Below are 19,285 nucleotides of genomic sequence, written 5' to 3'. Positions count from 1 at the left end.
CGCAATGACGCGTAGAGAAATAGCAGTCGGAGGAGGGGTAACGGGCGCAGCGATGTCGGGGTGAGTTGATATACGACTGGTTTTCCAATCATACGATCAAAGCCACAGCGGTTTTCCAAATATTATACAGAGATTTGCAGGTAAATGATATCCTATGCACATACTCGTTATTGAAGATGAACAAAGAGTAGCCGAGCTGATCAAAAAAGGGCTCGAAGAACACGGCTTCCAGATAACGCTGGCATACGATGGGGAGATGGGGAAAAAACTATCCCTGTCAAAAGAATTTGATCTTATTCTGATGGATATCATTCTTCCCAAGATCAACGGGATAGACCTATGTAAGGAAATACGAAGCTCCCGACCTGATATCCCAATTATCATGCTCACCGCATTAGGTACTACAGATGATAAAGTAGAGGGCTTTGATGCCGGAGCAAACGACTACCTGGTAAAACCTTTTGACTTTCGTGAGCTTCATGCACGCATCCGTGCGTTAACCAACCGGGTTCAGCACAATAATACTTTTAACCAGGGCTTTATTTTGCGCTTTGCCGATCTGGAAATGAACCTGCAAACCAAGATCGTGACCAGGAATAATGAGGTGATTGACCTCACACCTAAAGAATTTCGCTTATTGGAGTATATGATGAAGAATGCCCGGCGCGTTTTATCCAGAACCGAGATAGCCGAAAAAGTTTGGGACACCTTTGATTCGGGCACCAATTTTATTGATGTCTACATCAACTACCTCCGGAAAAAGATCGACAAGAACTTCGCTACCAAACTCATACACACCAAGCCGGGCATGGGCTTTATTTTCAAAGAAGGATGAAGATCAGGACCCAACTTTTATTGTTGTTTTTAGGATTGTTCGGAGTACTCCTGCTCGCGTTTTCCATATTTATATACTTATCCTCGGCGCAAACCCGCAAAGACGAATATTACAACCAACTAAAAAGGGAGGCCATCACCAAAGCCAACCTGCTTTTTGATGCTAAAGTTGCTCCATCGGTATTACAACTGATTTATAAAAGTTCTTCCAATGCCCTCTTTGAAGAAGAAGTGGCTATTTACGATACCTCGTTCGATTTATTATATCATGATGCCGTACAAATTGATAAGGTAAAAGAAACCCGGCAAATGATCGACCAGATCGTACAGCAAAAAGAGATCACCTTTGACCAAGGCCGTTTGCAGGTGGTGGGGCTTTTATACACGCATCATGGCAAAAACTATGTCATTACAGCGGCTGCTAATGATGAGTATGGTCTGCAACGCCTGGGAGAATTAAAAAACACGCTGATCCTGTCGTTCATCATCATTATCTGTTTTACCGTTATTGCCGGCTATTACTTTGCCGGCAGGGCCCTGAAACCCGTTGCCGAGATTATTGATAATGTAAAGGAAATTACGGCAACCCGCCTGGATATGCGCGTACCTGTTAAAAGTGAAAAAGACGAAATTGGTGAGCTGGCCATCACATTTAACCAAATGCTTGATCGCTTGGAGAACTCCTTTAACGCGCAAAAAAGTTTTGTTAATAACATATCCCATGAACTCCGCACGCCGCTTGCCACAGTGGTTGGGGAACTACAGCTTGCACTTATAAAAGACCGTTCCATAGCAGAATATAAAGAGGTGATTGGCTTATCGCTTCATGATGCCAAAAGATTGGTAAAACTATCCAACGGCCTGCTCGACCTGGCCAAAGCCAGTTTTGACCAAAAGGAGATCAGGATGAAAGAACTGCGGGTGGATGAATTATTAATGGATGCCCGCGAAACCGTTATCAAAACAATGGATGGTTTTAATGTAGATGTATTGTTTGAGCAGGAAATAGAAGATGATGATAATATTTCTGTGATGGGTAATGAATACTTGTTAAAAGTGGCATTTATCAACCTTATGGAAAACGCCTGCAAATTCTCGCCCGATCATCTATGCACCGTAACCATCACTTATCTGCAGGACAAGGTAATCCTGGTCTTTAAAGACAACGGCATAGGCATCAAAGCACAGGACATCCCGCATATTTTCTCGGAATTTTATCGCGGCACCAATAAGGATTTTACCTGGGGAAATGGCATAGGCTTATCCTTAACCGATAAAATAATCTCTATGCACGGAGGCAGCATTAGCGTAGCCTCAACAGAAAATAAAGGCAGCACTTTTACCATTACGCTCCACCACGTTTAACCTTTATTTTTCTAATAAATTTCTAATAAATTTCTGTTTCTCCTCTAACGGCCTTTTTCAAAAAGTCGCCTTACTTTTGCAGCACAATAAAAAAACAACAGATGGACTCAGGCCCCGAATCGTATTTAAAAATTAACAGTTAACCGCCCGCCTATTACATAACCCTGTTATGCTGATGAGGCCGGCACAACAACAGCGTTATGTTCAAATTTCTGACTTTCAGCAAATTGAACCGCCACTATCTGGGAGATGGTGGAAGTTCAAACCATATGCCTGCTACCAATAACGGTGCAGAACAAGAAGTATTTTCTACCCAGATCTTTTTCAGCAGCCCCGCAGGCGAACTCTTCGATTACCGTCAACAAAAAAAAAGGAGGAAGATTCGCCATGCTCACAATTTATGATTTCACTTTAAGGCTAACTGTGGCCTTTATGCTCGGGGCCGTGATCGGTACTGAGCGCCAGTGGCGGCAACGGATGGCAGGCCTCCGTACCAATATGCTGGTTGCTTTGGGGGCATGTATGTTTGTAGCCCTTGGAGTACGCATAGGGGGTGATGCCACGGGCCGTATATCCTCTTACGTGGTAAGCGGCATCGGCTTCCTGGGTGCAGGCGTCATCATGAAAGATGGCGTTAACATCAGGGGTTTAAACACTGCTGCTACACTGTGGTGCTCGGCAGCAGTAGGCGCATCATGCGGTACCGGGTTTATTGCGGAAGCTTGCATCGGGTCGGCATTTATCATTCTTACCCATGTGGTGATGCGCCCGCTTGATACACGGCTTAGTCGTCTGCCTCTGAATAAAGACACCTCCGTTCCGGTGCACTATCTCATCATCATTAAATGCAGGCAGGAGGTTGAAAATCATCTCCGGGTATTGTTGTTGCAGTTTACCAATCATGATGAAAAGATATTGCTTCGTTCGCTTAAAAGTACCGACGATAATGACAACAGCATAGCCGTTATCACCGCCGAGATCCTGGCTAATGGAAATGAAGATACCGCCATGGAAAAAATAGCAGGCCGCCTTACCATAGAGCACCAGGTTTATGAAGTAAGCTGGAATAAAGCCGGCCATGAAAACGATCTGTAAAACATATAAAATATTAAGTAATGCTCACTATCAATAAAGCCTCCCTAAGAAAAGTAGCCGCCGACAGTAAAAAAATCCTGTTGAGCGGTAATGAAGACGCTGCAGCAACCAAACTCAAAAATGCCTCAAGCCACGATCAGGATTTTTTTCTGGCCATGCTGGATAGCAGTGCGGAAGGATTGTCCTTAGCCCAGGCTAAGGATCGTTTGGACAGATTTGGGTTGAATGAAGTGCATCATGAAAAAGCGCCATCCTGGTTCAGGCAACTGGTTGAGGCTTTTATTAATCCCTTCATTGGTATCTTATTAATTATAGCGGCCATATCATTTATACTGGATGTCTGGCTGGCCAAACCCGGAGAAGCTGATTATAAAACCGTGTTCATGGTTGGTATTATGGTGATGACCAGCGCCATATTACGCTTTGTTCAGGAATATCGGAGCAACCGGGCTGCTGAACAGCTGAAAAGCATGGTTACTACCACAGCAACCGTTTTACGGAAATCAGTTGGTAAAAAAGAATTCGATATTAAAAAACTGGTACCGGGTGATATTGTATTTCTTTCGGCCGGAGATATGATCCCGGCGGATTGCCGCATCATGCAATCCAAGGACCTTTTTGTAAGCCAGGCCATGTTAACCGGCGAATCTTTGCCGGTTGAAAAAAGGAGCTTGCCTATTCGAGATGCCGAAAGTAAACCCTTGCTGGATCTGGATAATATATGCTTTATGGGCACCAATGTGGTGAGCGGTTCGGCTATGGCCATTTGCGTAAACACCGGCAATCAAACCTATTTTGGTTCGCTTAGTAAAGACATTGTTGGCAAACGGGCCGAAACCAGTTTTGATAAGGGTGTAAACAAGGTAAGCTATTTGCTCATCCGCTTCATGATGGTGATGGTTCCCCTGATATTCCTAATCAACGGCTTTGTTAAAGGTAACTGGTGGGAAGCTCTCCTATTTGCCATTGCGGTTGCTGTAGGGTTAACTCCCGAAATGCTGCCCATGATTGTAACCGCCAACCTGGCTAAAGGCGCCGTTAACATGAGCAAAAGAAAGGTGATCATTAAACGGCTTAGCGCCATTCAAAACATAGGCGCCATGGATATTCTGTGCACCGACAAAACAGGCACATTAACCATGGATAAAATTGTGCTGGAAAAACATCTGAACATTTTTGGAGACGAGGATGAGGAAGTATTAAAGTGGGCCTATCTCAATAGTTTTCACCAAACCGGCCTCAAAAACTTATTGGATGTGGCTGTCCTGGAGCATATAGAAATTCATGAATACCTAAAAGTAGAAGAATACTATTTAAAAGTTGACGAGATCCCTTTCGATTTTCAGCGCCGCCGGATGTCTGTTATCTTAAAACAACGAAACGGTAAACATTTACTCATATGCAAAGGCGCTGTAGAGGAGATGCTGGATTTGTGTAATTACGCATTTGACCCCGGTGAGGATAAACAGCTGCATATCGAATCAGACAAGGTTATGCCAATGGATGAAAACCGGAGAAACATGATCCTCAATACTTCTAAAAAGTTAAATGCCGAGGGTCTGCGGGTTTTATTGGTGGCTATTAAAGAATTTGACGACCGCGCCCTCACCTATTCTGTAGATGATGAAAAAGATATGATCCTTACCGGTTTTATCGGATTTCTTGATCCCGCAAAGCCATCGGCAAAAACCTCCATCGAGGCCTTACAAAAGCTTGGCGTTAATGTGAAAGTGCTTACCGGGGATAATGAGATCGTTACCAAAAAGATCTGCCGCGATGTAGGTATCCCTTACAGCCGGATCCTGCTTGGAAGCGACGTAGAACAAATGAGCGATGACGAGCTGAAACACCAGGTAGATGATGTTTCTATCCTCGCCAAACTTAGTCCGCTGCAAAAAGCACGGGTGGTTAAAATATTACAGTCCAAAGGGCATACTGTTGGCTTCATGGGCGATGGCATCAATGACGCGGCTGCTTTAAGGGATGCCGATGTAGGTATATCTGTAGATACGGCTGTGGATATCGCCAAAGAAAGCGCCGACATTATTCTGCTCGAAAAGGATCTGATGGTTCTGCGCAAAGGTGTGATCTATGGCCGCAGGACTTTCGGCAACATCATCAAATATATTAAAATGACCGCCAGCAGCAATTTTGGCAACATGTTCAGCATGTTGGGTGCAAGCGCGCTGCTATCTTTCCTGCCCATGCTTCCGGTTCAGATCCTTGTTCAGAATTTGCTGTATGATGTATCGCAGATATCTATTCCCTGGGATACTATGGATGAGGAATTTATCGAGAAACCCAAAAAATGGGATGCATCGGGCATCACCCGGTTTATGCTGTACATCGGCCCTATCAGTTCCATTTTTGATTATGCCACTTTCGCGGTTATGTTCTTTGTATTCAAGGCCAATAGCCAGGCTCATCAGCAGTTGTTTCAAAGCGGGTGGTTTATCGAAGGTTTATTATCTCAAACGCTCATCGTACACATGATCCGGACACGCAAGATACCCTTCATACAAAGCTGGGCTACTGCTCCTATCATCGCGTTAACTTCAATGATTATGCTGATAGGTATCCTGATCCCGTTTTCGTCATTTGCCGAAAGTTTAAAGATGCAGCCGCTGCCGCTGATTTATTTCCCCTGGTTAATTGGCATACTGACAGCCTACTGTATACTCACTCAATTGGTTAAAACCTGGTACATTAAAAAATTCAATCAATGGCTTTGATGCAATAAGTATTTCAGGAACAAGGCGCAAAGATCCGGGGAGGGCCATTCAGCAACACAACACTCATAACATATTTAAACCCCTATAATTCAACATGATGAAAAACAATTTTTATGTAGTCCTGTGCGCCATATGCACAGGGCTCATGGCCGCCTCGTGCCATGAACATAGCACAGAACAAAACGTTAATTTACTTACAGTAAAGGGCGATACCATTACTGTCGCCCCTCATTCCCATTTAAAAGACAAGCTTAAAACAACTACCTTAAAAAACGAACCTTACAGTTTACAGGTCATCACAACAGGTGTTATCAAAGCTATCCCAACGCAATACGCCGAAATAGCGCCCCCTTTTCAGGGGAGGGTTACCAAAACGTATTTGCACTTAGGCATGAAAACCACACCATCAACACCACTGTTTGAGATCAGCTCACCGGATTTTATAACCGCGCAAAAGATCTTTTTCCAGGAAAAATCACAGATGCTGCAGACCCAGAAAACCTTAAAACGGCAACAGGATCTGATGGCAAACGGCGTAGGCACGCAAAAAGATCTGGAAGAAGCCCAAACCGCTTATGTGGTTGAAAAAAAAGAGTATGAAAATGCGGTTATCGGTATTAAGATATTCAAAGCCGATCCTGAAAAACTATCCCTGGGTCAGCCATTGGTGGTACATGCTCCCATTACCGGCGAAGTGGTGGATAACAAGGTGGTACTGGGACAATTTATAAAAGATGATGCCGCCAGTGTGGCCACCATAGCCGATCTGTCAAAAGTATGGATAGCCGGGCAAGTGAAAGAAAAAGACATACGCTATGTACATGAGCATGATAAGTGCGACATTCAGGTATCTGCCCTGCCCGGGAAACACCTCAAAGGAAAAGTATATCACGTAAATGATATGGTTGATGATGATACCCGAAGTGTACAGGTGCTTATAGAGTGCAACAATAATGACCATACACTTAAACCCGGCATGTATGCCACTGTTGATTTCATTGACGCCCCTACATCTGCCGTCCTTATTCCTCAAACTGCTCTGTTACAAATGAGCGGAACCAATTTCGTTTTTGTGACTTCGTCCGACGGAAAATATATCAAACGAAAAGTAGTAACCGGCGGAAACGACAATGACCGCGTAGTCATCACCTCCGGCTTAAAAAGCGGCGAAGAGATCATTTCAGAAGGCGGCTTTTACTTGCTGGAAGCCCGGTAAACCTATAACTCACATAACATGAAAAAACTAATATTTACCGCGATAAAAAAGCGTTGGCTTTTTGTGGCCTTATTTGTATTGCTGGCTTTCTTTGGTTACTACTCCTGGAAACAGTTGTCTATTGAAGCCTATCCCGATATTGCTGATGTAACTTCACAGGTAGTAACACAGGTTCCAGGCCTGGCAGCCGAAGAGGTGGAGCAACAGATCACCATACCTATTGAACGCGCATTAAATGGTTTGCCGGGCATGCACGTAATGCGTAGCCGCAGCATCTTTGGTCTTTCCCTCATCACACTGGTATTTGATGATGGGGTTGACGATTATTGGGCCCGGCAAAGGATCCAGGAGCGCCTGGCCGGCGTTCAGCTGCCGTTTAGCGCCGCTCCTGGTCTTGACCCCTTAACCTCACCAACTGGTGAAGTATACCGGTATATCATTGAAAGCACCAACCATGATCTAAGGGCTTTGACTGATCTGCAGCAATGGGTGATCATTCCCCGCATCAAGCAAGTTACCGGCGTGGCCGATGTAGCCAATTTCGGTGGCATTACTACACAATTCCAGGTAGAGATTGATCCGGACAAACTGGCTCAATATCATCTTTCGCTTACCGATGTGCAAACCGCCATCAACAACAACAATACCAACGCCGGTGGCAGTGTTTTAAACCGTGGCGAACAGGGATATGTGGTACGTGGAATAGGATTGGTAAAAGATCTTCAGGGACTTGGAGATGTTGTTGTTAAATCGGTTAACGGCGTACCTGTTCTGATCAAAGATGTAGGTGAGCTTAAATTTGGCAACCTGGAACGCAAAGGCGTGCTGGGCTATACCGATAGAAAGGTTGATCATAACGATGGCATTGAAGGGATCGTGGTGATGCTGAAAGGCCAGAATCCCTCTGTTGTGTTGGAGGGCATACACCAGGCTGTTGATAACCTCAATAAGAATATACTTCCCGAAGGTGTTACGATCAGACCATATCTCGACCGCACCAACCTCATCAATAAGACCCTCTATACAGTTTCTCATACGCTACTGGAAGGGATGGCCCTGGTGATCATTGTGCTCATTGTATTTTTGGGTAACTGGCGTGGCGCGCTCATTGTGGCTATTACCATTCCATTGGCTCTATTGGTTGCCTTTATTTTGATGAAATTTACCAATATCCCGGCTAACCTGCTTTCCCTGGGTGCCATTGATTTTGGGATCATTGTAGATGGCGCTATCGTAATGATGGAAACCATCCTTAAAAAAAGAGAGAAAAATCCCGATGAAGTACTGGAAGAAGCAAGTATAAGCGCGAGAGCGCTGGAAGTAGCAAAACCTATCCTGTTTTCTACCATCATCATCATTACCGCATATCTGCCCCTATTCTCTTTTGAACGTGTAGAGAAGAAACTTTTTACCCCGATGGCCTTCACGGTAGGCTACGCGCTTTTGGGTGCATTAGCCGTAGCCTTATTGCTTATTCCGGGTTTAGCCTATGCAGTGTATCGTAAACCAAGGAAGCTTTACCATAACAAATGGCTGGAGTACCTGTCGGCCAAATATGAAAACCGGATCACTAAGATCATGAATAAACCCAAGCGGGTTTTCATTCCTTTGGCACTGGCTTTCGCAGGTGCGATTATTTTGTCGATAACCGTGGGTAAGGATTTTTTACCTCCTTTGGATGAAGGTTCCATCTGGCTGCAAGTTTCTTTGCCCCCAGGCATAACGCTTCAAAAGTCGCAGCAAATGAGCGATGCTTTACGGGCTGCTACGCTTAAACATCCCGAAATTACCTATGTAACGGTTCAGGCCGGCCGCAATGATGATGGCACCGATTACTTTACCCCATCGCACTTTGAGGTCTCGGTGGGCCTAAAACCATACAACGAGTGGGAAGGCGGCAAAACCAAGTATGATTTGATTAATGAGTTATCGAAAGAATACGCAGCTATGCCCGGATACTCTGTCGCTTTTACGCAGCCAATGATCGATGGGGTAATGGATAAAATTGCCGGAGCCCACAGCGAACTGGTGCTGAAAGTTTTTGGCAATGATTTCAAAGAAACCCGGCGTATTGCCGAAGCTGCGGTATCTACTTTACAAACAGTAAAAGGCGCGGTTGATATCGCTATTGACCAAGAACCACCACTTCCGCAATTGCAGATCCAAGTAAATCGCGATGCTGTGGCAAGATACGGGCTCAACATGAGTGATGTAGCAGAGTTAATTGAGGTGGCTATCGGTGGTAAAGCCATAGCCCAGGTTTTTATATCAGATAAGGTTTACGATGTGATTTGCCGCTACAAAGAAGAGAGCCGAAATACTCCCGAAAAAATCGCCAACCTGATGCTCACTTCTCAATCAGGGGCCAAAATACCTTTATCGCAGGTGGCCGAAATAAAAACGGATATTGGAGAAAGCTCCATTTCCAGGGAAATGAATCGCCGCCAGCTTACTGTTCGCCTTAATTTAAGGGGAATAGATTTATCAACCTTTTTAGCAGAAGCACAGGCAAAAATAAACCAGCAGGTTAAATACGACAAAGAAAAATACCAGATAGCATGGGGAGGTCAGTTTGAAAACCAAAACAGGGCCTACGCAAAACTGGCAGTTATTGTGCCTCTGGCCTTGGCCATCATGTTCCTGCTGCTTTATGGGGCTTTCGGTAAATTCAGGCAGGCGGGACTTATTCTAAGCATCGTCCCACTGGCTTTATTCGGCGGCATGTTGGCCCTCAACGTCCGCGGCATGACGCTGAATGTATCTTCGGCAGTAGGTTTTATCGCCTTATTTGGTGTTGCTATACAAAACGGTGTTATTTTGATTTCGCATATTAATGATCTGCGCAAAAAAGGGGCTAATATACTCCAGGCCGTAATACAGGGCACCAGGCACCGTTTCCGCCCTGTACTGATGACGGCCACCGTCGCTGCCTTAGGATTGTTGCCAGCCTCTTTAGCCACAGGCATTGGCTCCGATGTGCAACGACCATTGGCAACAGTAATTGTTTACGGTCTGTTTGTAGCTACAGCCATTACCCTGTTTGTTTTGCCGGCTTTGTATTATCTAATGGAAAGCAAATGGGGTAGCCGTGATTTTCAACCTTCAACCCAAGACGCTTAATCATAAATATTTATGAAATACATCATCAAATACATTTTAACGTTCGCATTTACCCTTGGTATTGCCGTTAATGTTTACGCGCAAATAGATACTATTTTAACGTACTCAAAGAACATTTCACTTATTCCATATCTCAATCTGGTGGGCAAACAAAACCTGGGATTGCTTGCACAACAATATAATGTAAGTATTGCCGAAGCGGGTATAGAAAGTGCCAAAATTTTTCCAGATCCTCAGCTATCTGTGGGCGCCTATAACAACCAGGAATCAAAACTACATTTAGGCCAGGGTGTAAATTTTAGTTTGGGAACTACGCTTGAATTAGGCGGAAAGCGTAGCGCCAGGATTAACCTGGCCAAAAGTCAGACTGAGTTGAGCAAAGCTTTACTGACCGATTACCTCCGGAACCTGAGAGCTGATGCCGCTATGGCCTATTATAACGCTATTCAGCAAAAGGATTTGCTTGTGGTACAGGAAAACTCTTATCAAGCTATGAAGCATCTTGCTGATGCCGATTCTATCCGTTTTAAGCTTGGTGCTATTGCTCAAATGGATGCCAGGCAATCAAAATTAGAAGCCAGCAGTTTTTTGAATTCCGTTATACAAAATGAATCCGACTGGAAATCGTCCCTGTTACAACTGAGTATATTTACCGGGAATAAAAATATGGACACGGTATTTGTTCCTGTTAAAAATTCTGATAACCTGGAACGAACATTCGTACTGGCACAATTAATTAATAACGCCCAAAACAACAGGGCCGATGCTGTAGCTGCTCAAAACAGTAAAACTGTTGCCGAAAAAAACCTGTCGCTCGTAAAAGCAAACCGGATAATTGATTTAGGGATCAACACTGGCATGCAATTTAGCGGCGCATCTACCAATGAAATTGCTCCTACTCCTACCTATCACTCCGTTAATGCAGGACTCAGTGTACCATTAAAGTTCTCCAATCATTACAAAGGAGATCTGAAAGCGGCTCATTTTACCATTCAACAGGCAGCCGTTCAATACCACCAGGTTTTACAGCAGATCCAGGCAGATGTGACTCAATCGTATTTCAATTACAAATCAGCTCAAAAACAAGTTCAACAATACAAAAACGGTTTAATAGCAGATGCCGAGAAAGTGCTGAATGGTAAAATATACAGCTACAAACGGGGTGAGACTTCCTTGCTGGAAGTTTTGAATGCCCAGCGAACCTACAACGACTTACAAGAGAGCTACTATCAATCTTTATACAATTACGCAGCTGCATTGATCACGCTAGAACGTTCGGCGGGAATATGGGATCTTCAATAAGATTATTATGAATCGTTCTTCTTATGCTTCTTAGAAAAGTATTTAGCCTAAAAACAAAAAGCCTTCAAATGATATCATTTGAAGGCTTTTGCAATTGATGAAGCGGAATGGACGGGACCAGTTTTGGCTTACCCATGCGCTACTATATTCCTTATTGTGAAGTAATTATAAAATCTATTGTCGCCTTTGTTACCCTAAATGTTACCCTATAACGCTGATTCTATTTTAGCGATTTTTGGAAAGAACATTATCTAATAAGCCAAACTTAAGGAATTAATTTTGAAAAAGCATTGTCGGTTTATTTATAATTATTTTGCTACTGATGGCCTTGCCTGGTTACCGTTATCATGGCAGTCTGTTGGCTAAGAAAATGTTTGCAGGCAGCCTGCTTTTTGCGATGGGCATTCAAAACGCCTTGGTTTCCATTGTTTTCGGTTCTTTAGTCCGTACCACCCACTTGACAGGCACCTTTATTGACCTCTGTATCGAGTTCGCGCAGGTATTGCAAAATCAAACACTGGCCGGCCTTTGCTTAAATCGCGCATCAGGCTGCGGCTGGCGATCATTTTTTTCTGTATGTGCGGCCCGTTCGGTGGCGCTTACCTGTTCCGTTCCTGCTAAGTTTCAATAAAAACAGACAGAACTGTTCGGCGAAACCCAACACTGGATTCAAAGTACTCATTCCAAACAGACTTGTCTGGGTTAAATCAAACGGAGTTTATCTACCCATACTTCTTACACCATTTGATCTCTCATCAGCTACGTATCTCACGCCGCATGAAAAAATAATAAGCAAATGCAAAACACCCTGCTGTTGATGCCATTAAACCGCTTACTTGCGGCCATACGATCATGACACTTTCCTTAAACGGCAATGGCGCTGGTATGGCGCCCGCCATTTGCTCCATGGTTACAGGACCAAGGCTGCGAACCGATGGCATCAGCAAAGTCGTAACGGCATCTGAGTAAAGCTGATTAGGGGCGATGCGTTGCAGATTCAAAATAAGATCATTATAACCGATGATTTCTGCCTGGCTAAGATAAGCTGGATCAGGTAAGAAGGACTTGACAATAAGATTAATGACAATCTGGTAAAATATTGTAAAGAATAACCAGATCCCGATGGCCGTAAGTGCAGAAGTTGCCGCTTGCTTAAACAGGATGGAAAGCACGATGGATAAACTTAACCAAAAAGCCACATAAACAATAGTGATCACAATAAACCCCAGTATGCGAAGCAGCTCCTGCGGCTCCATGCGCACGCCAGTCAGTACTAACCCTCCTCCTATCATCAGCAAAGCTAATGCAACAAACAAACCGCTAACGATAACCAGGGCGCTCACAAATTTCGCCAGCAGCAAATTATCCCGGTAAATGGGCTGCGCCATCAGGCGGGTCAAAGTACCGCTGTTCTGCTCGGAATTAACAGCGTCAAAACCTAAACTGATACCCAGTAACGGTGCCAGAAAACTCAGGAACACATGAAATGGCGGGATGGAATTATCGGTTGTGGTTAACAATTTCAGATATAAAAAAAGATGATCCGGATCTTTTGTATTTCCTATCGCTGATTTAATATTCGCCAGTGATACGTACATTGCGGCGATAAAAGTAAGAACAATAAGCGCAATCAATATGCTGAAGCGCCAGCTGCGTATATGATCCGCTATTTCCTTATGAATCATAACTCCAAAAGGCCCCGGATCAAGAGATTGACTTTTCATAGCTTGTATTTTTAGTACTATTTGATTCAAAATATTTCTGGTAAATATCGTCGAGTCCATAATTTTTTTGATTGACACCGATTACATCGTAGCCTTTTCCAACCAGAAAGCGAACAAGAGCGGCAGTTACATCGCGGCTGCTGGTAAATTCCAGTTCATTTTCGTGGATGCGAATCTGGGTAATGGCTTCCCATGCCTGGAGTTCCGGCTCCTGCTGCCAGGGTTGTGAAACGGGTTGTGCTACCCTGATTGAAGTGACATGGCTATCGGCGCCGAATAGTTGACCGGACAGCGCGCCGATATCTCCCTGTGCCAGCAATTGGCCCTTCACAAAAATCCCAACCCGGTCGCACACCTGTTGGACGTGGTGTAAATGGTGCGATGAGAGTAAAACGGTAAGTCCCTGCTGCCGGCTCAACTGTTTGATGAGCGCCAAAAAGTCTCTTACGCCGGTTGGGTCTATACCAAGCGTTGGCTCATCCAGGATAATGACCTCGGGGTTCTTGATCAGCACATCGGCCAGACCAAGTCGCTGTTTCATGCCTCGGGAAAAAGCCGAAGTCTTTTTATGTTGGTCTGCAGCAAGTCCCACAATCTCCAGCACTTCGGCCGAACGCTTTTTTAGTTCATTTTCCGGTACGCCGTTCAGTCTGCCGATATACACCAGGTTTTCCAGCGCGGTCATGTTATCATAAAAACCGACGCTATCAGGCATATAACCCACTTTTTTCTTAACCGAAATAGGGTTGCTGGTAGCGTTATGCCCGCAAACAAAAGCGGTACCGCTCGTCGGGTCGGTAAGCCCGAGCATCATCAATATGGTGGTAGTTTTGCCTGCGCCATTAGGCCCCAGCAATCCGAAGATCTCGCCCTTGTTTATATCAAGGTTTAAACCATCTACCGCTTTAACAGCGCCATACTGTTTGGTTAAGCCCTTTAATTGTATAATAGGATCTTTCATTGGTAAAAAATGGATTGGCTATTTTATCTTCTGCCATATTTACGAATGAGATAATAAACGATGCCAATGGCCAATAGAATGACCAAAACGCCGATCCAGCCGGAAAGCAAGGACGTTTTGACCGCCAGTCGGAAAGCGATCTGTGAGTTGGTATTGCTATTAGTTGCCGAAAAATTAGCAGCATAGTCCCCGGCAATGGTTTTGTCCGGCACTTTTACGGTCGCTTTAACATCGATGGTTTTCCCGGCTTCCAGTTGTTTGATACTCGCGGGTTCAAAAGTAGATTCCCAGCCGGTAGGCAATTGTGCGGTAACCTGCAGATCATTCAACGGCAGGGAGCCGGTGTTTTTGACGGTTAGCTGCAACTCTTTTTGGCTGCCCGAGGTTACTTCGTCGCTTAATCTTCCGGTAGGTGTGCTTAATGTCAAGCTGTAGGAGCCTTTAACTACGGCTTCCAGGTTCAGCGATAGGGTATCGGAACCGGATACGGCCCTGATCGGAACCTTGTATTTTTTTGGGGAGGCGGTAGCCGTGGCATTAATCTCGATGGCGATATCCTGGGTTTTGCCGGCATCCATATTAATGGAAGTTACCTGGCTACCGTCCACTTTATAAGCGATTGCCCAGCCAAAGGGAATATCGGTTTTAAGTTCGTAGATCTTGGCGCTGGCCGAGCCGTTATGGAGCGTCGTGCTGTAACGGAAGGTTTCATTGGTTGCGGCCTCGATGTTCATCAGTTTGGCGGTAAAGCCCGACTTGCCAGCCGGCCAGGTGACTGGTTGTTGTGCCTGTGATTCGAAGGCGGATACCAGAAATAATAAAAGAAATGTAAATCTGCGCGCTACGCTTAAATGGGTAATAGTGATTTGGGGTAACATGATCTAACAACTAAAATGGTTAATGATAGCTTTCAAAAATGCTTTTTCGATAATGGTTTAATTTTTAAAAATTGATGGTTCAAAGAAAAAAATCAGCCAAAAAATTTCAAATAGTTTTAACATTTTTTAACAATTAGATATTAGCCTAAACGATTAAGCCCTGACACCCATTGTCGCCGGGTTATAAAAGATCGGGTATATGAGCGGATTTGTTTGATAAATAGGTAAACTATTGCCAAACAGAGTGATGCTAATTTTTGTAATAGAATTATGGGAAAGACACCGAATACCGTATTAGCCCGCGACGGAGCACTGCAGGCTCCCTGGCAGTATGGCGCAGCGACTATAATTTCGAAAGCTTTATTTGATACCACCGCCATTTATGATGCGCTGATCGTAGGTGGCGGCATTACCGGTATCACAACGGCACTGTTTCTTCAGAAAGCAGGAAAAAAAGTAGTGATCGCCGAAGCGCATAAACCGGGATTTGGAACTACCGGTGGGACCAGCGCCCACATCAATACCTTCGCGGATACTACTTATGCGGAAGTAGCGAGCGCTTTCGGCGAAGAAGGAGCGCAACTTTTCGCGGATGCGATCAACGAAGGTTTCACGACCATTAAATCCAATATTGATGTTTACCAGATTGATTGCGATTACGAAATCAATCCTGGCTACCTGTATGCAGAAACCGGGGACGAGGCCAAACAACTCGACGAGATCTACAATGGTGCCTTAAAAGTAGGTGTGCCTGTAAACTATACGGAAGAAGTGCCGACACCGGTAGAATATTTAAAGGCCCTGGTTTTCGATAGGCAGGCACAGTTTCACCCGTTAAAATATTTGCGGGGTTTACAAAAAGCTTACCGGGAAGCAGGTGGTATAGTTTTGGAAAACACGTTGGTAACCGGTATCGAAACTGACAATGGCGTACATACCGCGCATTCGCCAACAGGTGTTATCAGGGCTAAAACGGTAATTTACGCTACGCATACGCCGCCCAATATCAACCTGTTCAATTTTGAGTGCGCCCCTTACCGCAGTTATGTACTGGGCCTGAAATTAAAAACGGATACTTATCCGGATGCCCTGGTTTACGATATGCAGGAACCTTATCATTATTTCCGGACACAGGTACTTAACGGGGAAAAACTCTTGATCGCCGGTGGTAATGATCATAAAACGGGTCATGCTGACCCGGAAAAAGCCTTTGCCGATCTGGAAAAATATATCCGGAAATATTATAACGTGTCGTCGGTTAAATACCGCTGGTCATCACAATATTATGTACCTGTGGACGGCCTTCCTTATATCGGACAGATGCCGCTGGCGGCGGACGGTATTTACTGCGCAACCGGTTATAACGGCAACGGGATGATGCTGGGCAGTATCGCCGGCAAAATACTCAGCGACCTGGTCAGGAGACGGCCCAATAGATATCAGGACTTGTTCAGTCCTTCACGGATCAAACCAGTGGATAGCTTCAGCGAATTTGTTAAAGAAAATGTGGATGTAGCTTACCACTTTATAGCAGACAGGTTTCATATTCACGAAACGGATTCATTAAAACGGCTTCAGCGAGGTACCGGCAAGGTGCTGGAAGTAGACGGTGAGAAGATAGCGGCATACCGGGATGAAAAAGGAGCCGTCCACGCGCTCAGTCCGGTTTGTACCCATGCCGCGTGTATCGTGAACTGGAACGGTGAAGAAAAAAGCTGGGACTGCCCCTGCCACGGTGCACGTTATGATATTGACGGAAATGTATTGACAGGACCGGCAACCAAAAACCTACCCAAGATCAGCAGCGATGAAAACTAAGGAAATATTAGCCGGCGGAATTACCGGTACAACTTTCATGACCCTGTTCAGCTACCTCATTTCGCTGGCCGATGGCGAAAACTTCAGCGAACCGGAGCGCCTCGGACAACTGGCTGGCCGTCTCATTCCGAAACTGGACAAGCAGCAGAGTCAGGCTTTAGGCTGGCTCGGTCATTATGGGGTAGGCCTGCTTTTTGCACTAGTCTATGTGGAGCTTTGGCGGCGCGGAAAATTAAAACCTGATCTGAAAACGAACCTTTGGCTGGGTGGCTTAAGTGGCTTGCTGGCGGTCGCGGTCTGGAAAGCCACATTTAAAATGCACCCGCTGCCGCCTTCGTTAAGTTTTAATAAATATTACCTGCAACTCGTTCCGGCTCACCTGGTCTTTGCAGTCTTCGCCGGGATCGGTTATCAAATCTTAAAAAGAGCAAATTATGTTACAGATCATCGATGAGGCGGAAAAAAGCAGGACGGATCTGGCCCAACGTTTCCCGGAAAATCCTTTGTTATTACCTAAAGACCTTGCGCCCAGCGCCGGTGGTTTACAAATCATTAGCCTGCTGAATCCGGGCGTATTCCGTTACGGGGGGAAAATATGGCTTCTGGTCAGGGTAGCGGAAGGTGCTGTGCAAAAGGAAGGCGTACTATTTTTCCCCGCCCTGAACGCGACTGGGAATACCGAGATCATCGAAGTACCATTAAACGATCCCGACCTGATCGCTATCGATGCCCGTGTAATCAGCTATAAAGGCCTGGATTACCTGACCACAATCTCACATTTACGCTTATTATCCAGTGATGATGGTGTGCATTTCACCGAGCCGGGAGACTATGCTCCCATATTTGGACAGGGCTACCTGGAACGATTCGGCATCGAAGATTGCCGGGTGAGCCAGATAGGTGACACTTATTATCTGACCTATACCGCAGTCTCTGATAGTGGTGTTGGCGTAGGTTTGCAAACCACCAGAGATTGGCAACACTTTGAAAATGCTGGCATGATCCTGCCGCCGCATAATAAAGACTGCGCCATCTTTGAAGAAACCATCAACGGTAAGTATTATTGCCTGCACCGGCCGAGCAGCAAAGAGATCGGCGGCAATTATATCTGGCTGGCCGAATCTTCCGACGGCAGACAATGGGGGAACCATCAATGCCTGATCAAGACCAGGCCCGGCCTTTGGGACAGTGCACGCGTCGGTGCCGGGGCGGCACCGATCCGTACCGGGCGGGGTTGGCTGGCGATTTATCACAGTGCAAATACGGAGCACCAGTATTGCCTGGGCGCTTTCCTGATGGATTTGGATAATCCTTCGAAGATCATTTCACGTACCGTTGAACCCATTATGGTGCCTACGGAACCATATGAATTAAGCGGCTTTTTTGGGCATGTAGTTTTTACCAACGGGCACCTGATTGATGGTGACCGCTTGACGATGTACTATGGCGCGGCAGATGAGTTCGTGTGCGGCGCGCATTTTTCCATCAGTGCAATACTGGAACAATTGGTTTCTTATTAGCATATCGAAAGTTTCTTCAGCAACGCTGCAAACCATCGAACTATCGCAGGAAAATAAAAAAGTCCGCCCTGGCAAAGGCGGCCGCTTCATAAGCTTATGCTTATTTCATGCTGTCATGGATCTTTTGGATCGCGTCGAGGTGCATCTTTAAGGTTGGTAATGTCTTCACCGCAAATGCTTTCAAACCCGGGTCCTTCAGGTTTTTAGTGGCATCCTCAAATTCTTTGATGTCGTTTTTGTGATCTTCGATCATATTATCAACATAGGCTTTATCAAAGTCCGCGCCTGATTTTGAAGAGAGATTATCTTTCACCTTTTGTTCGTCACTATCTATCGTTGTTGGCAAGGTGATCCCTTTGGATTTTGCAAGGGCCTTCATTTCCTCGTTGGCTTTGCTATGGTCACTGACCATCATGCCACCGAAATCTTTAACTTTTTGGTTGGCAGCTTTTTGCTGGGCGAGCGTGCCGAGCTCGACTTCTGCCATACCGCCATTAGCTGCCGCCACGGCAAATTTCGCATCGTCCTTGTCGACTGCTGATGCGGATGAATCCTTTTTGGCCGTGTCAGCTTTTGCTGTATTCGCGCTGTCTGCGCTGGCTTTGCTGTCCTTGTTGCCGCTGCAGGCCTGTACCATACAGGTGACACCTGCGATCAGGCTGATGTACATGAGCTTTTTCATGGTGGGTGTTTTGTTAATTTGTATCTCTTTTATCGTCA

At 45.3% G+C, this 19,285-nt stretch carries 15 protein-coding genes; 11 read left to right on the top strand and 4 right to left on the bottom strand.

Annotated elements, in window-relative coordinates:
- The first annotated feature begins 154 nt into the window (after positions 1-154).
- From ACTJKG_RS26145 to ACTJKG_RS26110, 8 genes are all read left to right on the top strand, one after another.
- Complete coding sequence (locus tag ACTJKG_RS26145) at positions 155-835, top strand: response regulator transcription factor (RefSeq protein WP_440740832.1); 681 nt, start codon at positions 155-157, stop codon at positions 833-835.
- On the top strand, positions 832-2,199 hold the full coding sequence (locus tag ACTJKG_RS26140) for an ATP-binding protein (RefSeq protein ID WP_440740831.1): 1,368 nt from the start codon (positions 832-834) through the stop codon (positions 2,197-2,199). Before ACTJKG_RS26145 ends, ACTJKG_RS26140 begins: the two co-directional genes overlap by 4 nt.
- A 387-nt stretch (positions 2,200-2,586) precedes the next feature.
- The gene (locus tag ACTJKG_RS26135; protein WP_440740830.1) at positions 2,587-3,294 is read left to right on the top strand and encodes an MgtC/SapB family protein; all 708 of its coding nucleotides are present in this window, start codon (positions 2,587-2,589) and stop codon (positions 3,292-3,294) included.
- A gap of 20 nt (positions 3,295-3,314) precedes the next feature.
- Complete coding sequence (gene mgtA / locus ACTJKG_RS26130; protein ID WP_172338298.1) at positions 3,315-6,026, top strand: magnesium-translocating P-type ATPase; 2,712 nt, start codon at positions 3,315-3,317, stop codon at positions 6,024-6,026.
- 94 nt (positions 6,027-6,120) lie between these two features.
- Positions 6,121-7,242 carry an efflux RND transporter periplasmic adaptor subunit gene (locus ACTJKG_RS26125; protein WP_440740829.1) on the top strand — a complete coding sequence of 374 codons (1,122 nt, stop codon included), beginning with the start codon at positions 6,121-6,123 and terminating at the stop codon, positions 7,240-7,242.
- An 18-nt stretch (positions 7,243-7,260) separates the two neighbouring features.
- Complete coding sequence (locus ACTJKG_RS26120) at positions 7,261-10,362, top strand: efflux RND transporter permease subunit (RefSeq protein ID WP_440740828.1); 3,102 nt, start codon at positions 7,261-7,263, stop codon at positions 10,360-10,362.
- 12 nt (positions 10,363-10,374) lie between these two features.
- Positions 10,375-11,664, top strand: a complete 1,290-nt coding sequence (locus ACTJKG_RS26115; protein WP_440740827.1) for a TolC family protein — start codon at positions 10,375-10,377, stop codon at positions 11,662-11,664.
- Between the two features lie 322 nt (positions 11,665-11,986).
- On the top strand, positions 11,987-12,295 hold the full coding sequence (locus tag ACTJKG_RS26110) for a DUF1275 family protein (protein WP_440740826.1): 309 nt from the start codon (positions 11,987-11,989) through the stop codon (positions 12,293-12,295).
- A gap of 124 nt (positions 12,296-12,419) precedes the next feature.
- Here the strand turns inward: ACTJKG_RS26110 and ACTJKG_RS26105 are convergent, their stop codons facing one another.
- From ACTJKG_RS26105 to ACTJKG_RS26095, 3 genes are read right to left on the bottom strand one after another with little or no spacing between them, the layout of a single operon-like run.
- Positions 12,420-13,418, bottom strand: coding sequence for an ABC transporter permease (locus ACTJKG_RS26105; protein ID WP_440740825.1), 999 nt, complete (start codon positions 13,416-13,418; stop codon positions 12,420-12,422).
- Positions 13,369-14,349, bottom strand: coding sequence for an ABC transporter ATP-binding protein (locus ACTJKG_RS26100; RefSeq protein WP_172338303.1), 981 nt, complete (start codon positions 14,347-14,349; stop codon positions 13,369-13,371). Before ACTJKG_RS26100 ends, ACTJKG_RS26105 begins: the two co-directional genes overlap by 50 nt.
- A 23-nt stretch (positions 14,350-14,372) precedes the next feature.
- A complete protein-coding gene (locus ACTJKG_RS26095) occupies positions 14,373-15,227 on the bottom strand; it encodes a COG1470 family protein (protein ID WP_172338304.1) in 855 nt (284 codons plus the stop codon).
- A gap of 270 nt (positions 15,228-15,497) precedes the next feature.
- On the opposite strand from ACTJKG_RS26095, the gene ACTJKG_RS26090 reads away from it, so the two are divergent.
- The 3 genes from ACTJKG_RS26090 (at position 15,498) to ACTJKG_RS26080 (ending at position 18,565) form a co-directional block, all read left to right on the top strand.
- On the top strand, positions 15,498-17,045 hold the full coding sequence (locus ACTJKG_RS26090) for an FAD-dependent oxidoreductase (protein ID WP_440740824.1): 1,548 nt from the start codon (positions 15,498-15,500) through the stop codon (positions 17,043-17,045).
- Positions 17,035-17,499 carry a hypothetical protein gene (locus tag ACTJKG_RS26085; protein WP_440740823.1) on the top strand — a complete coding sequence of 155 codons (465 nt, stop codon included), beginning with the start codon at positions 17,035-17,037 and terminating at the stop codon, positions 17,497-17,499. The genes ACTJKG_RS26090 and ACTJKG_RS26085 overlap by 11 nt, the downstream gene beginning before the upstream one ends.
- Before the next feature lie 172 nt (positions 17,500-17,671).
- On the top strand, positions 17,672-18,565 hold the full coding sequence (locus ACTJKG_RS26080; RefSeq protein WP_440740822.1) for a glycoside hydrolase family 130 protein: 894 nt from the start codon (positions 17,672-17,674) through the stop codon (positions 18,563-18,565).
- A 100-nt stretch (positions 18,566-18,665) separates the two neighbouring features.
- On the opposite strand, the gene ACTJKG_RS26075 is transcribed toward ACTJKG_RS26080, so the two are convergent.
- Positions 18,666-19,247: a DUF4142 domain-containing protein gene (locus ACTJKG_RS26075; protein WP_440740821.1), complete on the bottom strand. Its 582-nt coding sequence runs from the start codon at positions 19,245-19,247 to the stop codon at positions 18,666-18,668.
- Positions 19,248-19,285: the final 38 nt, after the last annotated feature.

The sequence above is a fragment of the Mucilaginibacter sp. 22184 genome (genome assembly GCF_052045695.1).
Lineage (GTDB): Bacteria > Bacteroidota > Bacteroidia > Sphingobacteriales > Sphingobacteriaceae > Mucilaginibacter.
The sequence above is the reverse complement of the archived record's forward strand: the minus strand, read 5'-3'. Positions and strand labels throughout refer to the sequence as shown.